The sequence below is a fragment of the Azoarcus sp. L1K30 genome, from assembly GCF_018122735.1.
Classification (GTDB): Bacteria; Pseudomonadota; Gammaproteobacteria; order Burkholderiales; family Rhodocyclaceae; genus Parazoarcus.
Genome location: NZ_JAGRRD010000001.1, coordinates 538,455 through 553,124 on the forward strand (window position 1 = coordinate 538,455; position 14,670 = coordinate 553,124).

Consider the following 14,670-nt stretch of genomic DNA (forward strand, 5'->3'; position numbering starts at 1 on the left):
GATGTGGATTGGAACAAACCGAAGCATAGCGCCTAAATACGGATTTCGCAAAAAAATAAAAACAAATAAAAACAAATCGTTATAATTTTTGCTTGTGCGTCAAGGGTTAAATTGACACTACATATAGTGGCTCAATTTTCGCTGTTTATTCATTGAAAACCCAGTGTTTTCGGGGCGTTTCGGGCGGTATGGCGCCCCGCGACAGGCCTATAATGGGCCATCGTTTGCAGTGGAGAATGGCGGTCATGATCCCCGAGGACGTTCCCGCGGCACTGGTTCGGCGCATTGTTGGCAGGCATGGTGGAGATGCCACCCGACTGCTGCAGATTCTCATCGATGTGCAGGACGAAACCGGGTGGCTTGCCCCGGGTGTGATCACCGCCGTTGCCAGCGCGTTGTCGATTCCGCGTTCAAGGGTGGAAGGCGTCGCGGGTTTCTATCAATTCCTGCACAAGCAGCCGGTCGGTCGTTTCCACCTGCTGTTCGCCGACAACATTACCGAGCGCATGCAGGGCTCGGTCGAACTCATGGCCTCACTGTGCAGCAAGCTGTGGGTCGAACCCGGCAGGTTGTCGGAAGACGGTCTGGTCAGTGTCGGCACCACTTCATGCATCGGCATGGGCGATCAGGGGCCTTCGCTGCTGGTCAATGGACAGCCGCTGACCCGCCTGTCCCACCAGCGTATCAACCAGGTTGCCGAACTGATTCGACGCGAGGTCCCGCTGCCGGGCTGGCCGGCCGAGCTCTTCCGCGTGGATGACAATATCCATCGCCGCGATGCACTGTTGTCGCTCGACATGGCGCCCGGTGCGGCGCTGCGTGCGGCGGTCGCACTCGGGCGCGATGGCTGGATGGAGCAGATGCGTGCGTCCAATCTGCGCGGGCGCGGCGGTGCCGGCTTCACCACGGCGGTCAAGTGGATGGCGTGTCGCGACGCGCCAGGCGCAGAGAAGGTCGTGGTATGCAATGCGGACGAGGGCGAGCCTGGAACATTCAAGGATCGGGTGCTGCTGACGCGTATGGCCGACATGCTGTTCGAGGGCATGACGCTCGCCGCGTGGGCAGTGGGTGCGCGCCGGGGCTTCCTCTATCTGCGCGGAGAATATCGCTACCTGCTGGCGCCCTTGCTCGAGGCGATCGATCTGCGAAGGGCCGAGAATCTGCTGGGACGCGGCATCCTGGGCGCCCCCGGGTTCGATTTCGATATCGAGATCCATCTCGGGGCTGGCGCCTATGTGTGCGGCGAGGAAACGGCCCTGCTGGAATCGCTCGAGGGCAAACGCGGCACGCCGCGCATCCGGCCGCCGTTTCCCGTGTCGCACGGTTATCTTGGGCGGCCGACGGTGGTCAACAATGTCGAGACTCTGGCCAAGACCTGCCTGATCGCATTGCATGGCGGTGAGGCATTTGCCGCCACCGGTACTGCGCAGTCCGCCGGCACCAAGCTGCTGTCGATCTCGGGCGACTGTGCGCAGCCGGGCATTTATGAGTATCCCTTCGGGGTGCCGATCGAGCGTGTGCTCGAAGACTGCGGTGCCTCGGACATCCAGGCGGTGCAGGTCGGGGGCGCATCCGGGATCACCCTGGCGAGTTATGAGTTCCATCGTCGCATCGCGTTCGAGGATGTGCCCACCGCCGGGGCGTTCATGGTGTTCGATTCCAGCCGTGATCTGTTCGATGTGGCACGCAATTTCGTCGATTTCTTCGCGCATGAGAGTTGCGGTTTCTGCACGCCGTGCAGGGTGGGCACGGCGCTGCTGAAAAAGGCGATGAAGAAGCTTGCCGAGGGGCGGGGCGCGAAGACCGATCTGGCAGACATCGAGTGGATCGACCGCCTGCTCAAGAACGCGAGTCACTGCGGACTGGGGTCGGCCGCGCCGAATCCGGTGGTCGATACGCTGCTGAAGTTCCGTCCGGCATACGAACGGCGCCTGCAATCGCTCGACTTCGAACCCGCGTTCGATCTCGACGCGGCCTTGGCGGCGGCGCGGCGGGCCAGCGGACGTGACGACCCGGCTGCGCACATCGGTGCCGAAGAGGCGGATCAGAAGGGTTGAACATTGAGGACTGTGCGATGAGCAAGCAATTTCTGTTCGACGGTCGTCCGGTTGCGTTCGAGGACGGCCAGACCATCCTGCAGGCAGCGCGCGTGGCGGGACATTACATCCCGCATTTGTGCTGGCATCCGGATTTTCCGCCGCATGGTTCCTGCAAGCTGTGCATCGTGAAGGTGGCGGGACGCCATGTGTCGTCCTGTGCGATGCCGGCCAAGGAGGGGATGGAGGTCGAGAGCAACACGCCGGAGATCAACGGCGAGCGCCGTGCCCTGCTGCAGATGCTGTTCGTCGAGGGCAACCACTTCTGTCCGTCGTGCGAGAAGAGCGGCAACTGCCAGTTGCAGGCGCTCGCCTACGATCTGGAGATGACCGGTGAGCGATTCGCCCATTTCTTTCCAGAGCGACCGGTCGATGCCTCGCACCCCGACGTACTGCTCGACTTCAACCGCTGCATTTTCTGCGAGCTGTGCGTGCGCGCCAGCCGCGACGTCGATGGAAAGAACGTGTTCGCGCTCACCGAGCGCGGCATCAACAAGCATCTGGTGGTCAACGCGGAGTCGGGCAGGCTGGCCGACACCGATCTGGCGGCGGACGACCTGGCGGCCAACATCTGCCCGGTCGGCGTGATCCTGAAGAAGCGCGTGGGCTTCGCCAAGCCGATCGGCGAGCGCACCTACGACGTCAAACCCATCCACCTCGTGGCCATGGAGGATGGAAAATGAGCGCCCCGCGCCCCAAGGTCCGCATTGCGACGACCTCGCTCGCAGGCTGTTTCGGCTGCCACATGTCGTTTCTGGACATTGACGAGCACCTGTTCGATCTGGTCGAACTGGCCGAGTTCGACCGTTCGCCACTGACGGACATCAAGCACTGCGGACCATGCGATATCGGCCTGATCGAAGGGGGGGTATGCAATGCCGAGAATGTGCACGTCCTGCGTGAATTCAGGCGCAACTGCAAGACGCTGATCGCCGTGGGTGCGTGCGCGATCAACGGTGGCCTGCCGGCCCAGCGCAATCATCTCGATCTCGAATCCTGCCTGCGCGAAGTGTACATGTCGCGCGACGGGCTGGGTGCGGGAGGGGTGCCGAACGACCCGGAGCTGCCCTTGCTGCTCGACAAGGTGAGGCCGATTCACGAACTGGTGCGGATCGACTATTTCATTCCCGGTTGCCCGCCCTCGGGCGAGGCAATCTGGAAATTCCTGACCGATCTGATTGCCGGGCGCACGCCGCGGCTGTCGTATCCGATGATGCATTTCGACTGAGGTTGCAATGACTGCCGAACTGGAAACGGCCGAGGGGCGCGAGACGCTGCGCAAGGTGGCGATCGATCCGGTGTCGCGGATAGAGGGGCACGGACGGGTCACGCTGCTGATCGACGATGATGATCAGGTGTGCGAAGCGAGGCTGCACATCGTCGAGTTTCGCGGCTTCGAAGTCTTCATACAGGGGCGGCCCTACTGGGAGGTGCCGGTCATGGTGCAGCGCCTGTGCGGCATCTGCCCGGTCAGCCATCACCTGGCTGCATCGAAGGCGCTCGATCGGGTGGTCGGCGCGGTGCCGCCGAGCCCTGCCGCGATTCAGCTCCGACGGCTGATGCACTATGGTCAGATCCTGCAGTCGCATGCGCTGCACTTCTTTCACCTGTCGTCGCCGGACATGCTGTTCGGTTTCGAGGCCGAGCTCGGCAAGCGCAATATCGTTGGCGTGGCCGAGGCCTATCCGGACGTTGCGCGCCAGGGCGTGCTGTTGCGCAAGTTCGGCCAGGAGGTTATCCGCGCCACGGCCGGCAAACGCATTCACGGCACTGGTGCTGTGCCGGGCGGCATGAACCGCCATCTGTCGCTGGCCGACCGCGATGCACTGCGTGCCGATGCAGACCAGATGGTGGCGTGGAGCCAGGCGGCGGTGGAATTGGTCAAGCGCCTGCACCGCGCCGATCCCGGTCTCTACGATGTGTTCGGCGTGTTCCGCTCCGGCCTTGCCAGCCTGGTGCGGGCTGACGGTGCAATGGATCTCTACGATGGCGTGCTGCGTTTCCGCGACGGTGACGGCGGAATCATCCTCGATCAGGTGCCGGATCAGAACTATCGCCAGGTGCTGCAGGAGGATGTGAAGTCCTGGAGCTACATGAAGTTTCCCTATCTCATGGAGCGCGGGCCCGACTTGGGCTGGTACAAGGTAGGACCACTGGCGCGGGTGCAGAACTGCGATTTCATTCCCTCACCACTGGCGGAGATCGAGCGGCGCGAGTTCATCGATCATGGCAAGGGCGACGTCATCCATGCGCCGCTGGCCTACCACTGGGCCCGGATGATCGAAATGCTGCATGCGGCAGAAGTGATCCGTGACCTGCTCGACGACCCGGCCTGCACTGCGGGTGAGCTGATGGCCCAGGGCACGCGCGGGAAGGAAGGCGTGGGCATCATCGAAGCGCCGCGCGGTACGCTGATCCACCATTATCAGGTGGGTGACGACGACCTGGTGACGATGTGCAACCTCATCGTGTCGACCACCCACAACAACCAGGCCATGAACACCGCGGTGCGGGAGGTCGCCAAGCGTTACCTGTCCGGGCGCAAGCTCACCGAAGGTCTGCTCAATCACATCGAGGTGGCGATCCGCGCCTTTGATCCCTGTCTGTCGTGTGCCACCCACGCACTGGGGCAGATGCCACTGGTGGTCGAACTGGCGGCTGCCAATGGGGAGGTGATCGACCGCGTGGTGCGCGATTGAGCGCCGCCGGTGGATTGGTGGTGTTCGCGATCGGCAATGATGCCCGTGGCGACGACGCGCTCGGCCCGCAACTGGCCGTACGTATCGAACAGGCGTCGCCGCCTGGCCTGAAGCTGTTTGCCGAGTATCAGCTGCAGATCGAGCATGCGCTGGATCTGCGCGGGGCGGCGGCGGTGCTTTTCATCGATGCAGCCGTTGGCCTCGAGCAGGCATTCGAATTCCACCGCACCGTGCCCGACCCCGCTGCACCGCTGCTGAGTCATGCGCTGTCGCCTGGCGCCTTGCTTGCGGTGTTCGAGCGCATCGAGGGCAGGGCGCCGCCCCCGGCCTTCGTCCTTGCGCTGCGGGGAAAGTCCTTCGAGCTGGGCGAGTCCTTGTCTGCGCCGGCTGCAAGTGCGCTGGAGGCGGGCTGGACCTGGCTGTGTTCGCGCCTGTCGGTGTCAGGCCTGCTTGCCGCTGCGACTGGTGCCCCCCCTGAGCACCAGCAGCGCAATCGTGCCGGCCACGATGCCCCAGAAGGCCGACCCCACGCCGAGCAGTGACACGCCCGACGCCGTGACCAGAAAGGTCACCAGCGCCGGTTCGCGCTCGTGCTCGTCGCGCAGTGCCATCGCCATGCCGTTGCCGATGGTGCCGAACAGCGCCAGGCCGGCAATCCCGAGCACCAATTCCCTGGGAAAGGCGGTAAATAGCGCGCCCACGGTTGCGCCGAAAACGCCCAGGATCACATAGACCACGCCCGCCGACAGTGCGGCAACATAGCGTTTGTCAGGGGCGGGATGGGCTTCGCGTCCCATGCAGATCGCGGCGGTGATGGCCGCAAGGTTGAGCGCGAAGGCGCCGAAGGGGGCGAGCACGAGCGTGGCGACACCCGTCCAGCCGATCACCGGGGATACCGGAATGCTGTAACCGGATGCCCGGATCACGGTGACCCCTGGAACGTTCTGCGACGCCATGGTCACGACGAACAGCGGCAGGGCGATGCCGACCAGAGCGCTGAGCGAAAAGCCCGGCATGGTGAATACCGGGCGAGCCAGCGCGAGTTCGAGCGCGTCGACATGCAGCAGTCCCCGCGTCGATGCGATACCGATGCCGACCAGCAGCGCGAGGGGCACGGCGTAGCGGGCAAAGAAACGGCGCCCCGCGAGATAGACGCAGAACATCGGAAACACCAGCGCGAACTGGGATTTCATCGCCACGAATACATCGAGGCCGAAGCGCAGCAGCACACCGGCCAGCATCCCCGCCGCAAGTGAGATCGGGATGCGTCCCATCAGACGTTCGAACACGCCACTGAAGCCGGCCACGGTGATGAGCGCGGCACAGACGAGGAAGGCGCCGATCGCTTCATTCATCGGCACGCCGGCTGCAGCCGTAATCAGCATCGCTGCGCCTGGCGTGCTCCAGGCCGTCAGGACCGGCACCCGGTAACGCAGGGTGAGTGCGATCGAGCTCAGCCCCATGCCGACACCCAGTGCGCCCATCCACGAGCCGATTTCGGCCTGCGAGGCGCCGAGGGCATCTGCTGCCTGAAAGATCAGGACCGCGGAACTGGTGTAGCCGACGAGCACGGCAACGAAGCCGGCGATCACGGCCGAAAGCGAAAAATCACGCATTGTCTGTTGGGGGGTACGCAGGTAGTGGTCGGTGGTGTCAGCGCGGGTGCTTGCGGGGGAAGAAACTCGCAATGCAGGAGGCCAGGTTGAGTTCGGCTTCGTCCCTGGCTGCGATGAAGCCGGCGCTGTCGAGTTCGGCATCGAGCCATACTACGGGTTCGATGCGCGCAGCGGCCACTTCGCTGGACTCGCCGTAACGGTCCGCATGTGAAATGGCGCGGGCGATATGGAGCACGCTGGCGTCGCTCGTGCGTTCGCCGGCGAGTCGCGGCATCAACTGTGCACCGATGACATCGGCAAAACAGCTCGGAAGCTTCCAGCCCTCCATCAGAGCCGCACCAATTTCGGCATGGTTGCAGCCGATCAGCCGGCACTCTGCCGCCGGCAGCGATTCTGCGCCGGCATCCGCGGCAAGCTGTGCCGCCGAAGCCTGTTCCGGAACCACCTGGTACATCACGAGATGGCCGACATCGGCCAGCAGGCCGATCACGAACATGCGCTCAACACCGGGATGCCCGGCCACGCGCGCGAGACTGCGTGCGGCCAAGGCACACATCATGCTGCCATGCCAGAACCGGCTCATGTCCATGTGCTCGGGGCGGATGCCGTCGAATACGGCCTTGACCGACATCGCGAGCACCAGATCATGCACCTGCTGTAGCCCGAGAATGGGTACCGCGCGCTCAACGCTGTCGATCTTGCCGCCAAAGCCGAAGAAGGCACTGTTGACCAGCCGCAGCACACCGGCAGCGAGTGCCGGGTCGGCGGACACCAGGCGCGCAACTTCGATCAGCGATCCGTCGTCCGAGTCGAGTTGCTCGCGGATGCGGTGGTATACCGTCGGCAAGGTGGACAGCGCCTCGACGTGACTGACAATTTCCTGGGCCGAGTACATGGTCTGATTCCGTGATGAACGGCTCCATTATCGACGATCTGGGGGGGCAGGTGAATGGCGCGATCAAAACAGGCGGGTGGGGAGCCCCTTGTGTCTCGATGTCATGTGCGTGGCTTGCGGTGACGGCGATGTCGCGTGCGGCGTAGGATAATGCCATTACTGCCACTGAACAGAGTATTTCGATGCGTATCGTAAGCTGGAACATCCAATGGGGAAGAGGTGCCGATGGCCGTGTTGATCTCGAGCGCACGGCGAGCGTGATCCGCGACATCGGCAATGTTGACGTCATCTGCCTGCAGGAGGTGGCGCAGAATTTTCCGGGCTTGGCGGGTGGGCATGGCGAAGACGGTGTCGGTGTGCTGAGCGCCGCCTTCCCCGGCTACGAGGCAATATTCGGTGCGGCGCTCGATGTGCCCGACGGCAAGGGGGGGCGTGCGCGCTTCGGCAATCTGACGCTGTCGCGCATCGCGGTGGGGCAGGTCTTCCGTCACATGCTGCCATCGCCGCCCGATCCGTCGGTGCCGAACATGCAAAGGATGTGCGTCGAGGTGGTGCTGGCGTCGGGTGGTGGCAGTGTGCGGATCATGAACACCCATCTGGAGTATTACTCCGATCTGCAGCGTGGGGCGCAGATTGAACGCTTGCTTGCGCTTCATCGCGAGTCGGCACTGCGGGCGGGTGTTCGAGTGCCGGACAAGGACGCCAACCCCGGGTTCAGGGCGTGGCCGCGACCGGCATCTGCCGTATTGTGCGGCGATTTCAACTGCGAACCGGGCTCGCCCGGGCACATCGCCCTGCAATCGGATCCAGGGCCGGAGGTGCCGCGGCTGTGTGACGCTTGGCTGGCACTCAACGGCACCCAAGCGCACCCGCCGACGGTGGGGCTGCATGGCGCGGAGTGGCCCGACCACGCCTTCTGCTGCGATTTTGCCTTTGTCAGTGCGGATCTCGTGCCGCGGATCAGTGCTTTGCGTGTTGTCGCGGGCACTGCCGCATCCGACCATCAGCCGCTGGTGCTCGATCTGGCCTGAGACGCTATTTGGCGGGCAGGGGCTCGACCAAGTCGCGGTAGGCATACCAGGTCGCGTGTCCGATGAGCGGCATCAGCACGACCAGTCCAAGGTGAAAGGTCAGAAAGCCGATGACGGTGAGCGAGGCGATCAGCAGCGCCCAGATGAGCATGGCCGCAGGATTCCGAATCAGTGCGGAAATGCTCGCCAGCATGGAGCTGATGGCATCCTGGTTGCGATCGAGCATCAGCGGGATCGACACCACACTGACGGCAAAAGTGAGGGTCGCGAAGATCAGGCCGACGCCGAAGTACACCAGCAGGAACTCGAGGTTCTCGAAGGCCAGCAGCTGGCCGAGAAAGCCTGACAGGTTGGGGAGTTCGTCGGTGTAGAAGAGCGCGAAAACGACCAGCGATGCGCGCGCCCACACCAGGAATACGACGCCGAGCACGACCGCAAACACGCCGATGTTACCGGCGTTGCGCTTCCAGACCGTCAGCGTCGGGGTCAGCGCACACTGCTCGCCGCGTTCATGACGGCGGCTGATTTCGTACAAGCCCATGGCGAAGAAGGGGCCCAGCAGCAGGAAGCCCGAGGTCAGCGCAGAGGTGTACTCGTAGGCATGCTCGAATACGAAGGTGATGAGCAGGCCCATGCCGGCGAAGCAGAATCCATAGAACAGACTGGGTATCGGGCAGGCCTTGAGATCGCCCAGCGCGCGCGTCACCCAGCTGATGGGGGCGGTGAATGGAACATCCCTCACCGTCGGGAAGGGCAGTGCGGCGGCGGCTTCAAGCTCCGAATCGTTCGGCTGCGACATGTCTCTCTCCGTTCGTCCTGATGGTTCGCTTCAGCAAAACGGGGCGGGGCAGATCGGTGCCCAATTCACGGCGCCATGGGCGCCGATCTGCCCGATCGATGTATGTGTTATGTGTTCAGAAATCCCCGGATTGCGTTGTTCAATGCCTGTGGCGCTTCGGCCATCATGGCATGGCCGGCGCCCTGCAACGTCATCATACGCGCACCGCCCGCTACGTTGACCAGTGCATCGAATAGGGGTTTTACCGCACGCGGCGGCGTCATCTGGTCGCGCTGGCCGCTAATCAGCAGTGTGGGGCAGGACACCTGCGCCGCGCACGACAGGCCATCCTGCCAGGCGTCGCATGCCCTGAGGTCGGTCGCGAGCACGCCTGCAGCCTGACGCGCCATCAGGCGCTGATTGATGCCCAGAAGCGAGGTGCCGGGACTGGCGCTGGCGCCAAGCTGAGCCGTTGCGCTGTAGGACCATTGATTGATCATGGCATGGGCACGCCCGGGCGCGCTGCAGGCCGCATCGATCAGGGCAGGGGCAACGGGCATGGGCGCGACGCTGCCGATCAGGATCAGCTTGCGGGTGCGTTCGCGGGCACGGGCGGCGGTGGCAAGGGCAATCAGCGAACCCATGCTGTGACCGGCAAGGACGGCGTGTTCGACACCGCAGGCGTCGAGCATGTCCAGCAGCCAGTCGGCCATGGCGTCGATGCTCTCCAGCGGCGCCCCCGCGGATGCGCCGTGGCCGGGCAGATCGGGGGCGAGCACACCGAAGCCGTGATGCGCCAGATGTCTGGCCTGGTAATGCCATACGCTGTGATCGTGACCCGCGCCGTGGATCAGCACCACGCTCGGCAAACGTGGGTCGAAGTCTCGGCCGCCGGTATAGATGCGGCATGTCTGCTGTCTGATCAGTCGGTCCATTGTTTCAGGCCTTGAGCAACTTGCCGACGGCGTAGAGGCCGCGATCCAGGTCCGCGAGAAGGTCGCCGCAGCTTTCCAGTCCGACCGACAGGCGTACCGTGCCCTCGCCGATTCCGCTGGCGGCGAGGTCAGGCGCCGACATGCGGAAGTGCGTGGTACTGGCAGGGTGAATCACCAATGACTTGGCATCGCCCACGTTTGCCAGATGCGAAAACAGTCGCAGTGCGCCAATGAACGCGCGCCCGGCTTCGCGACCGCCCTTCAGGTCGAAGGCGAGCACCGCACCGCAGCCGTCTGGCAGCAGCCGTTCGGCGAGCGCATGGTCGGGATGGGTCGCAAGGCCCGGATAGGCGATTCTGTCCACCAGCGGGCTGGCGGCGAGGTGGTCGGCGACGCGGCGGGCGTTGTCGACATGCGCGCGCATCCGCAACGGCAGGGTTTCCAGTCCCTGCAGGATCTGAAAAGCATTCATCGGCGACAGACAGGCACCGAAATCGCGCAGTCCTTCGCGCCGCGCGCGCAACAGGAAGGCGGCGACCGGGGACTCCTCGGCAAAGTCCATCCCGTGAAAACCGTCATAGGGCTCGGTCAGGGTTGGATAGAGGCCGGAGGCCTCCCAGTCGAAACGTCCGCCTTCGACGAGCACGCCACCTACCGCGACGCCATGGCCGCCGATGAATTTCGTCGCCGAATGCATGACCAGGTCTGCGCCGAGGTCGAACGGCCGCTGCAGCGCCGGGCTGACCAGGGTCGCGTCGACCAGCAGCGGCAGCTTTGCCGCATGGGCAATGGCGGCGACGGTGGGGATATCGAGCACGTCGAGGCCGGGATTGCCGAGGGATTCACCGAACAGCAGGCGGGTCTCGGGGCGAATCGCACTGCGCCAGGCATCGGGGTCGCGTGGATCGACGAAGGTGGTTTCGATGCCGAACCGCGGCAGGGTATAGGCGAAAAGGTTGTGCGAACCGCCGTACAGCGAGCGTGAAGCCACGATATGTCCGCCGCAACCCATCAGCGTGGTGACGGCGAGGTGCAGCGCGGCCTGCCCGCTGGCGACGGCAATCGCGCCGACGCCTCCCTCGAGTGCGGCGGTGCGCTCTTCGAGTACGGCGTTAGTCGGATTCGAAATGCGCGAATAGACATGGCCGGGCTGCTCGAGATTGAACAGGGCCGCGGCCTGATCGGCATCGGCAAAGACATAGCTGGTGGTGAAGTGGATCGGCGTCGCGCGAGAGCCATGCATGGCATCGGGCGATTGCCCCGCATGCAGAGCGAGCGTCTCCGCGCCGAAAAGTCCGGTATCGGTCATGGGCTGGGGGAGTCAGTTGGCGTGGGGCTGTGCGCGGAAAACCGGCTCAGGCGAGATCATCGGGTTCGATCAGGCGTTCGATGACGGCGATGCGGTCCTTGAGTGCGAGTTTGCGCTTCTTCATGCGTCGGATCAGCAGTTGATCGTCGGTGGGGGCGGCAATCAGCTTGTTGATGGCCTCATCGAGGTCGCGATGCTCGTCGCGCAATTGCAGCAGACGCGATTGCAGGCTGGTTACGTCTTCGAAGTTATCGTCGTTCATTGCGAACCCACAGGGGTGTGCTGGCACCTGTCTTGTGCCATGGTTTGGACCGTCATTGTGTCAATGGTATGCGGCAGGCGCGCCGATGACAATGTCGGCGCAGCCGCTATGGGGCCAGCACAAGCGCAACTGCCGGGGGTAGGGCAATGCCGGACGTTCGCGCCATCGGCGCAGGGCAAGCCATACCGACGGGGCGGTCCCGAACAGTGTCACCGCGTCGGTGTACTTGGCCTCGTGCTGCGGAGCGCGGTGCGATCCATTACCATCAAGGGTTTCCGCCAGTCTTCCGGAGTTTTTGATGAACAAGGCGTTCGTAAAGGAAAGCGATGGCGATGAGGATGAAGATGCGCTTTCGCCCTCGCTTCGCCTGCCGCCGGGCAGCAAGAATTACATGACCCGGCGTGGCAACCTTGCACTGCGCGAGGAACTCGACCAGCTGCTGCGTGTGGAGCGGCCGAAGATGGTCGAAACGGTGGCGTGGGCGGCCGGAAACGGAGATCGCTCGGAGAACGGAGATTACATCTATGGCAAGAAGCGTCTGCGCGAGATCGACCGCCGTATCCGGTTCCTGATCAAGCGTATCGAAAATGCCGAGGTGGTCGATCCTGCGGAGCAGGAGAACGTCGATCAGGTTTTTTTTGGTGCAACCGTCACCATCTGCGATGTCGACGACGCCGATGGCACGGAGCAGACATGGCAGATCGTGGGCGTGGACGAAGCCAATGCTTCGGCGGGAATGATCAGCTGGATCTCGCCGCTGGCGCGTGCGCTGATCAAGGCACGAGCGGGCGATGTGGTGCGTTTCATGAGTCCGGCGGGTGTGCGCGAGATCGAAATCGTCAACGTGCAATACATCTGAGCGAGTTGCGCGCGGGCCAGGGCTTGAAAATCAGGGCAGAGGCCCCAATCTCCGACGCACGACTTTTCATCATCGGAGACGCATCAAGATGTCCAGCGCCCAGACCGCCACCGAAACCCTGAATTTCCAGGCGGAAGTGAAGCAGCTGCTTCACCTCATGATCCACTCCCTGTATTCGAATCGCGAGATCTTTCTGCGCGAACTGATTTCCAACGCCTCGGATGCGTCGGACAAGCTGCGCTTCGAGGCTATCGACCAACCGGCGCTTTTCGAGGGCGACAGCGACCTCAAGATCCGCGTGTCCTTCGATGCCGAGGCCAGGACGATTACCATCAGTGACAACGGTATCGGCATGAGCCGTGAGGAGGTCGTCGCCCACCTCGGTACCATCGCCAAGTCGGGCACCAAGGAATTCTTCGGCAAACTCACCGGCGATCAGAAGAAGGACGCTCACCTGATCGGCCAGTTCGGCGTCGGCTTCTACTCGGCCTTCATCGTCGCGGACAAGGTGACGGTGCTGACGCGTCGTGCCGGCCTGCCGATCAGCGAAGGCGTGCGGTGGGAGTGCAGCATGACCGGCGAAACCGCTGGCGAGTACACCGTGGCCGCGATCGAGAAGGCGGGCCGCGGGACCGAGATCACGCTTCATCTGCGCGATGACCAGGACGATCTGCTGTCGTCGTGGAAGCTCAAGAGCCTGATCCGCAAGTACTCCGATCACATCGTGCAGCCGATCGTGATGAAGAAGGAAGAGTGGAACGAGGAAAAGAAAGCGCAGGTCCTGACCGACGAAGACGAGACCGTCAACCAGGCCAATGCGCTGTGGGCACGCTCGCGCAACGACATCAGCGAAGAGGAATACAAGGCCTTCTACAAGCACGTCGGACACGACTACGACGAGCCGCTGGCGTGGACCCATGCCCGCGTCGAGGGCCGGCAGGAATATACCCAGCTGCTCTACATCCCCTCGCACGCACCTTTCGATCTGTGGGATCGCAATGCGCGCCATGGCGTCAAGTTGTACGTGAAGCGCGTGTTCATCATGGATGACGCCGAAAAACTGATGCCGACCTATCTGCGTTTCGTGCGCGGCGTGGTCGACTCGGCCGATCTGCCGCTCAACGTGTCGCGCGAGATCCTGCAGGAGTCCAAGGACATCGACACCATCCGCGCCGGTTGTACGAAGAAGGTGCTGGGCCTGCTCGAGGATCTCGCCACCAGCGACGAGGCTGGCGACAAGGAAAAATACGCCACTTTCTGGAAAGAGTTCGGCAAGGTGCTCAAGGAAGGCGTGGGCGAGGATTTCGCCAACAAGGACAAGATTGCCGGCCTGCTGCGGTTCGCGTCGACGCATGCCGATACGCCGGACGAGGTGGTGTCGCTCAAGGACTACATCGGTCGCATGAAGGAAGGTCAGGACAAGGTCTACTATGTGACCGCCGAGTCGTTCAATGCCGCGAAGAACAGCCCGCATCTCGAGATCTTCCGCAAGAAGGGCATCGAAGTGCTGTTGCTGTCGGATCGCGTCGACGAATGGGCGCTGGGCAACCTTACCGAGTTCGATGGCAAGCAGCTGCAGTCGGTGGCGAAGGGCGGGCTCGATCTCGGCTCGCTGGAAGACGAAGCCGAGAAGAAGGAAGCCGAGCAGGCGGCCGACGAGTACAAGGAGCTGATCGAGAAGATGAAGGCCAGTCTCGGCGAGCGGGTGAAGGACGTCAAGGTCACGCTGCGTCTGACCGATTCGCCCGCCTGCCTGGTAGCGGACGAGCACGATCTCGGCATGAACCTGACCCGCATCCTGAAGGCGGCGGGTCAGAGCGCACCGATGTCCAAGCCGATCCTCGAGATCAATCCGAAGCATCCGGCTGTGCTGCGGCTGAAATACGAAGACAAGAACTTCGATGACTGGGCCGCGGTGCTGTTCGATCAGGCCTTGCTGGCCGAAGGCGGCGCTCTCGATGATCCGGCGACCTTCGTCAAGCGCATCAACCAGTTGATGCTGGCCATGAGCGGTCATTGAGCGCAAGCCCGCGCGCGCGGGTAATGCGTTGAATCGGAGCCGGGGCTGCCCACACGCGATGTGGGCAGCCCCGGCTTGCTTTTGGGCGGGTTGGTTCCGGCGCGTAATCGCGCCTGGATGCGGGTTAACGATACTTGTTGCTGCCGGTCGATGACGGAAGACTAGGCAGT

The 14,670-nt window shown here is 63.3% G+C and carries 14 protein-coding genes; 8 read left to right on the forward strand and 6 right to left on the reverse strand.

The features are described from left to right. Positions 1 to 245: 245 nt before the first annotated feature. From J5J83_RS02420 to J5J83_RS02440, 5 genes are read left to right on the forward strand one after another with little or no spacing between them, the layout of a single operon-like run. The gene (locus tag J5J83_RS02420; RefSeq protein WP_212352747.1) at positions 246 to 2,057 is read left to right on the forward strand and encodes an NAD(P)H-dependent oxidoreductase subunit E; all 1,812 of its coding nucleotides are present in this window, start codon (positions 246 to 248) and stop codon (positions 2,055 to 2,057) included. A gap of 17 nt (positions 2,058 to 2,074) precedes the next feature. Then, the gene (locus tag J5J83_RS02425) at positions 2,075 to 2,779 is read left to right on the forward strand and encodes a 2Fe-2S iron-sulfur cluster-binding protein (protein ID WP_212344883.1); all 705 of its coding nucleotides are present in this window, start codon (positions 2,075 to 2,077) and stop codon (positions 2,777 to 2,779) included. Then, positions 2,776 to 3,324, forward strand: coding sequence for an NADP oxidoreductase (locus J5J83_RS02430; RefSeq protein WP_212344884.1), 549 nt, complete (start codon positions 2,776 to 2,778; stop codon positions 3,322 to 3,324). Before J5J83_RS02425 ends, J5J83_RS02430 begins: the two co-directional genes overlap by 4 nt. A gap of 7 nt (positions 3,325 to 3,331) precedes the next feature. Further along, entirely contained in the window at positions 3,332 to 4,795 is a 1,464-nt protein-coding gene (locus tag J5J83_RS02435) for a Ni/Fe hydrogenase subunit alpha (RefSeq protein ID WP_212344885.1), read from the forward strand. Further along, the gene (locus tag J5J83_RS02440) at positions 4,792 to 5,337 is read left to right on the forward strand and encodes a hydrogenase maturation protease (RefSeq protein WP_249115593.1); all 546 of its coding nucleotides are present in this window, start codon (positions 4,792 to 4,794) and stop codon (positions 5,335 to 5,337) included. The genes J5J83_RS02435 and J5J83_RS02440 overlap by 4 nt, the downstream gene beginning before the upstream one ends. Here J5J83_RS02440 and J5J83_RS02445 read toward each other — a convergent pair. Further along, positions 5,236 to 6,411, reverse strand: coding sequence for a benzoate/H(+) symporter BenE family transporter (locus J5J83_RS02445; RefSeq protein WP_212344886.1), 1,176 nt, complete (start codon positions 6,409 to 6,411; stop codon positions 5,236 to 5,238). The genes J5J83_RS02440 and J5J83_RS02445 overlap by 102 nt on opposite strands. A gap of 37 nt (positions 6,412 to 6,448) precedes the next feature. After that, a complete protein-coding gene (locus J5J83_RS02450) occupies positions 6,449 to 7,306 on the reverse strand; it encodes an HDOD domain-containing protein (protein WP_212344887.1) in 858 nt (285 codons plus the stop codon). Positions 7,307 to 7,488: 182 nt separating this feature from the next. On the opposite strand from J5J83_RS02450, the gene J5J83_RS02455 reads away from it, so the two are divergent. Next, positions 7,489 to 8,337 (forward strand): endonuclease/exonuclease/phosphatase family protein, encoded by an 849-nt coding sequence (locus tag J5J83_RS02455; RefSeq protein ID WP_212344888.1) that lies wholly within the window; start codon positions 7,489 to 7,491, stop codon positions 8,335 to 8,337. Between the two features lie 4 nt (positions 8,338 to 8,341). On the opposite strand, the gene J5J83_RS02460 is transcribed toward J5J83_RS02455, so the two are convergent. The 4 genes from J5J83_RS02460 to J5J83_RS02475 form a co-directional block, all read right to left on the reverse strand. Beyond that, complete coding sequence (locus J5J83_RS02460; RefSeq protein ID WP_212344891.1) at positions 8,342 to 9,136, reverse strand: DUF2189 domain-containing protein; 795 nt, start codon at positions 9,134 to 9,136, stop codon at positions 8,342 to 8,344. 107 nt (positions 9,137 to 9,243) lie between these two features. Further along, on the reverse strand, positions 9,244 to 10,050 hold the full coding sequence (locus tag J5J83_RS02465; protein WP_212344894.1) for an alpha/beta hydrolase: 807 nt from the start codon (positions 10,048 to 10,050) through the stop codon (positions 9,244 to 9,246). 4 nt (positions 10,051 to 10,054) lie between these two features. Then, positions 10,055 to 11,359 carry an O-acetylhomoserine aminocarboxypropyltransferase gene (locus J5J83_RS02470; protein WP_212344896.1) on the reverse strand — a complete coding sequence of 435 codons (1,305 nt, stop codon included), beginning with the start codon at positions 11,357 to 11,359 and terminating at the stop codon, positions 10,055 to 10,057. 46 nt (positions 11,360 to 11,405) lie between these two features. After that, positions 11,406 to 11,621 carry a YdcH family protein gene (locus J5J83_RS02475; protein ID WP_212344898.1) on the reverse strand — a complete coding sequence of 72 codons (216 nt, stop codon included), beginning with the start codon at positions 11,619 to 11,621 and terminating at the stop codon, positions 11,406 to 11,408. A 298-nt stretch (positions 11,622 to 11,919) separates the two neighbouring features. Between J5J83_RS02475 and greB the strand changes: the two genes are divergently transcribed. Then, positions 11,920 to 12,480 (forward strand): transcription elongation factor GreB, encoded by a 561-nt coding sequence (greB, locus tag J5J83_RS02480; protein ID WP_212344900.1) that lies wholly within the window; start codon positions 11,920 to 11,922, stop codon positions 12,478 to 12,480. 88 nt (positions 12,481 to 12,568) lie between these two features. Further along, on the forward strand, positions 12,569 to 14,500 hold the full coding sequence (gene htpG, locus J5J83_RS02485; RefSeq protein ID WP_212344902.1) for a molecular chaperone HtpG: 1,932 nt from the start codon (positions 12,569 to 12,571) through the stop codon (positions 14,498 to 14,500). The last annotated feature ends 170 nt before the right edge of the window (positions 14,501 to 14,670 follow it).

Bases quoted from the DNA above. Each gene is read 5' to 3' on its own strand.
- J5J83_RS02470 (WP_212344896.1), bottom strand. From the start codon at position 11,359: ATGACCGATACCGGACTTTTCGGCGCGGAGACGCTCGCTCTGCATGCG.
- J5J83_RS02475 (WP_212344898.1), bottom strand. From the start codon at position 11,621: ATGAACGACGATAACTTCGAAGACGTAACCAGCCTGCAATCGCGTCTG.
- J5J83_RS02455 (WP_212344888.1), top strand. From the start codon at position 7,489: ATGCGTATCGTAAGCTGGAACATCCAATGGGGAAGAGGTGCCGATGGC.
- J5J83_RS02460 (WP_212344891.1), bottom strand. From the start codon at position 9,136: ATGTCGCAGCCGAACGATTCGGAGCTTGAAGCCGCCGCCGCACTGCCC.
- htpG (WP_212344902.1), top strand. From the start codon at position 12,569: ATGTCCAGCGCCCAGACCGCCACCGAAACCCTGAATTTCCAGGCGGAA.
- J5J83_RS02465 (WP_212344894.1), bottom strand. From the start codon at position 10,050: ATGGACCGACTGATCAGACAGCAGACATGCCGCATCTATACCGGCGGC.
- J5J83_RS02445 (WP_212344886.1), bottom strand. From the start codon at position 6,411: ATGCGTGATTTTTCGCTTTCGGCCGTGATCGCCGGCTTCGTTGCCGTG.
- J5J83_RS02450 (WP_212344887.1), bottom strand. From the start codon at position 7,306: ATGTACTCGGCCCAGGAAATTGTCAGTCACGTCGAGGCGCTGTCCACC.
- J5J83_RS02425 (WP_212344883.1), top strand. From the start codon at position 2,075: ATGAGCAAGCAATTTCTGTTCGACGGTCGTCCGGTTGCGTTCGAGGAC.
- J5J83_RS02420 (WP_212352747.1), top strand. From the start codon at position 246: ATGATCCCCGAGGACGTTCCCGCGGCACTGGTTCGGCGCATTGTTGGC.
- greB (WP_212344900.1), top strand. From the start codon at position 11,920: ATGAACAAGGCGTTCGTAAAGGAAAGCGATGGCGATGAGGATGAAGAT.
- J5J83_RS02435 (WP_212344885.1), top strand. From the start codon at position 3,332: ATGACTGCCGAACTGGAAACGGCCGAGGGGCGCGAGACGCTGCGCAAG.
- J5J83_RS02430 (WP_212344884.1), top strand. From the start codon at position 2,776: ATGAGCGCCCCGCGCCCCAAGGTCCGCATTGCGACGACCTCGCTCGCA.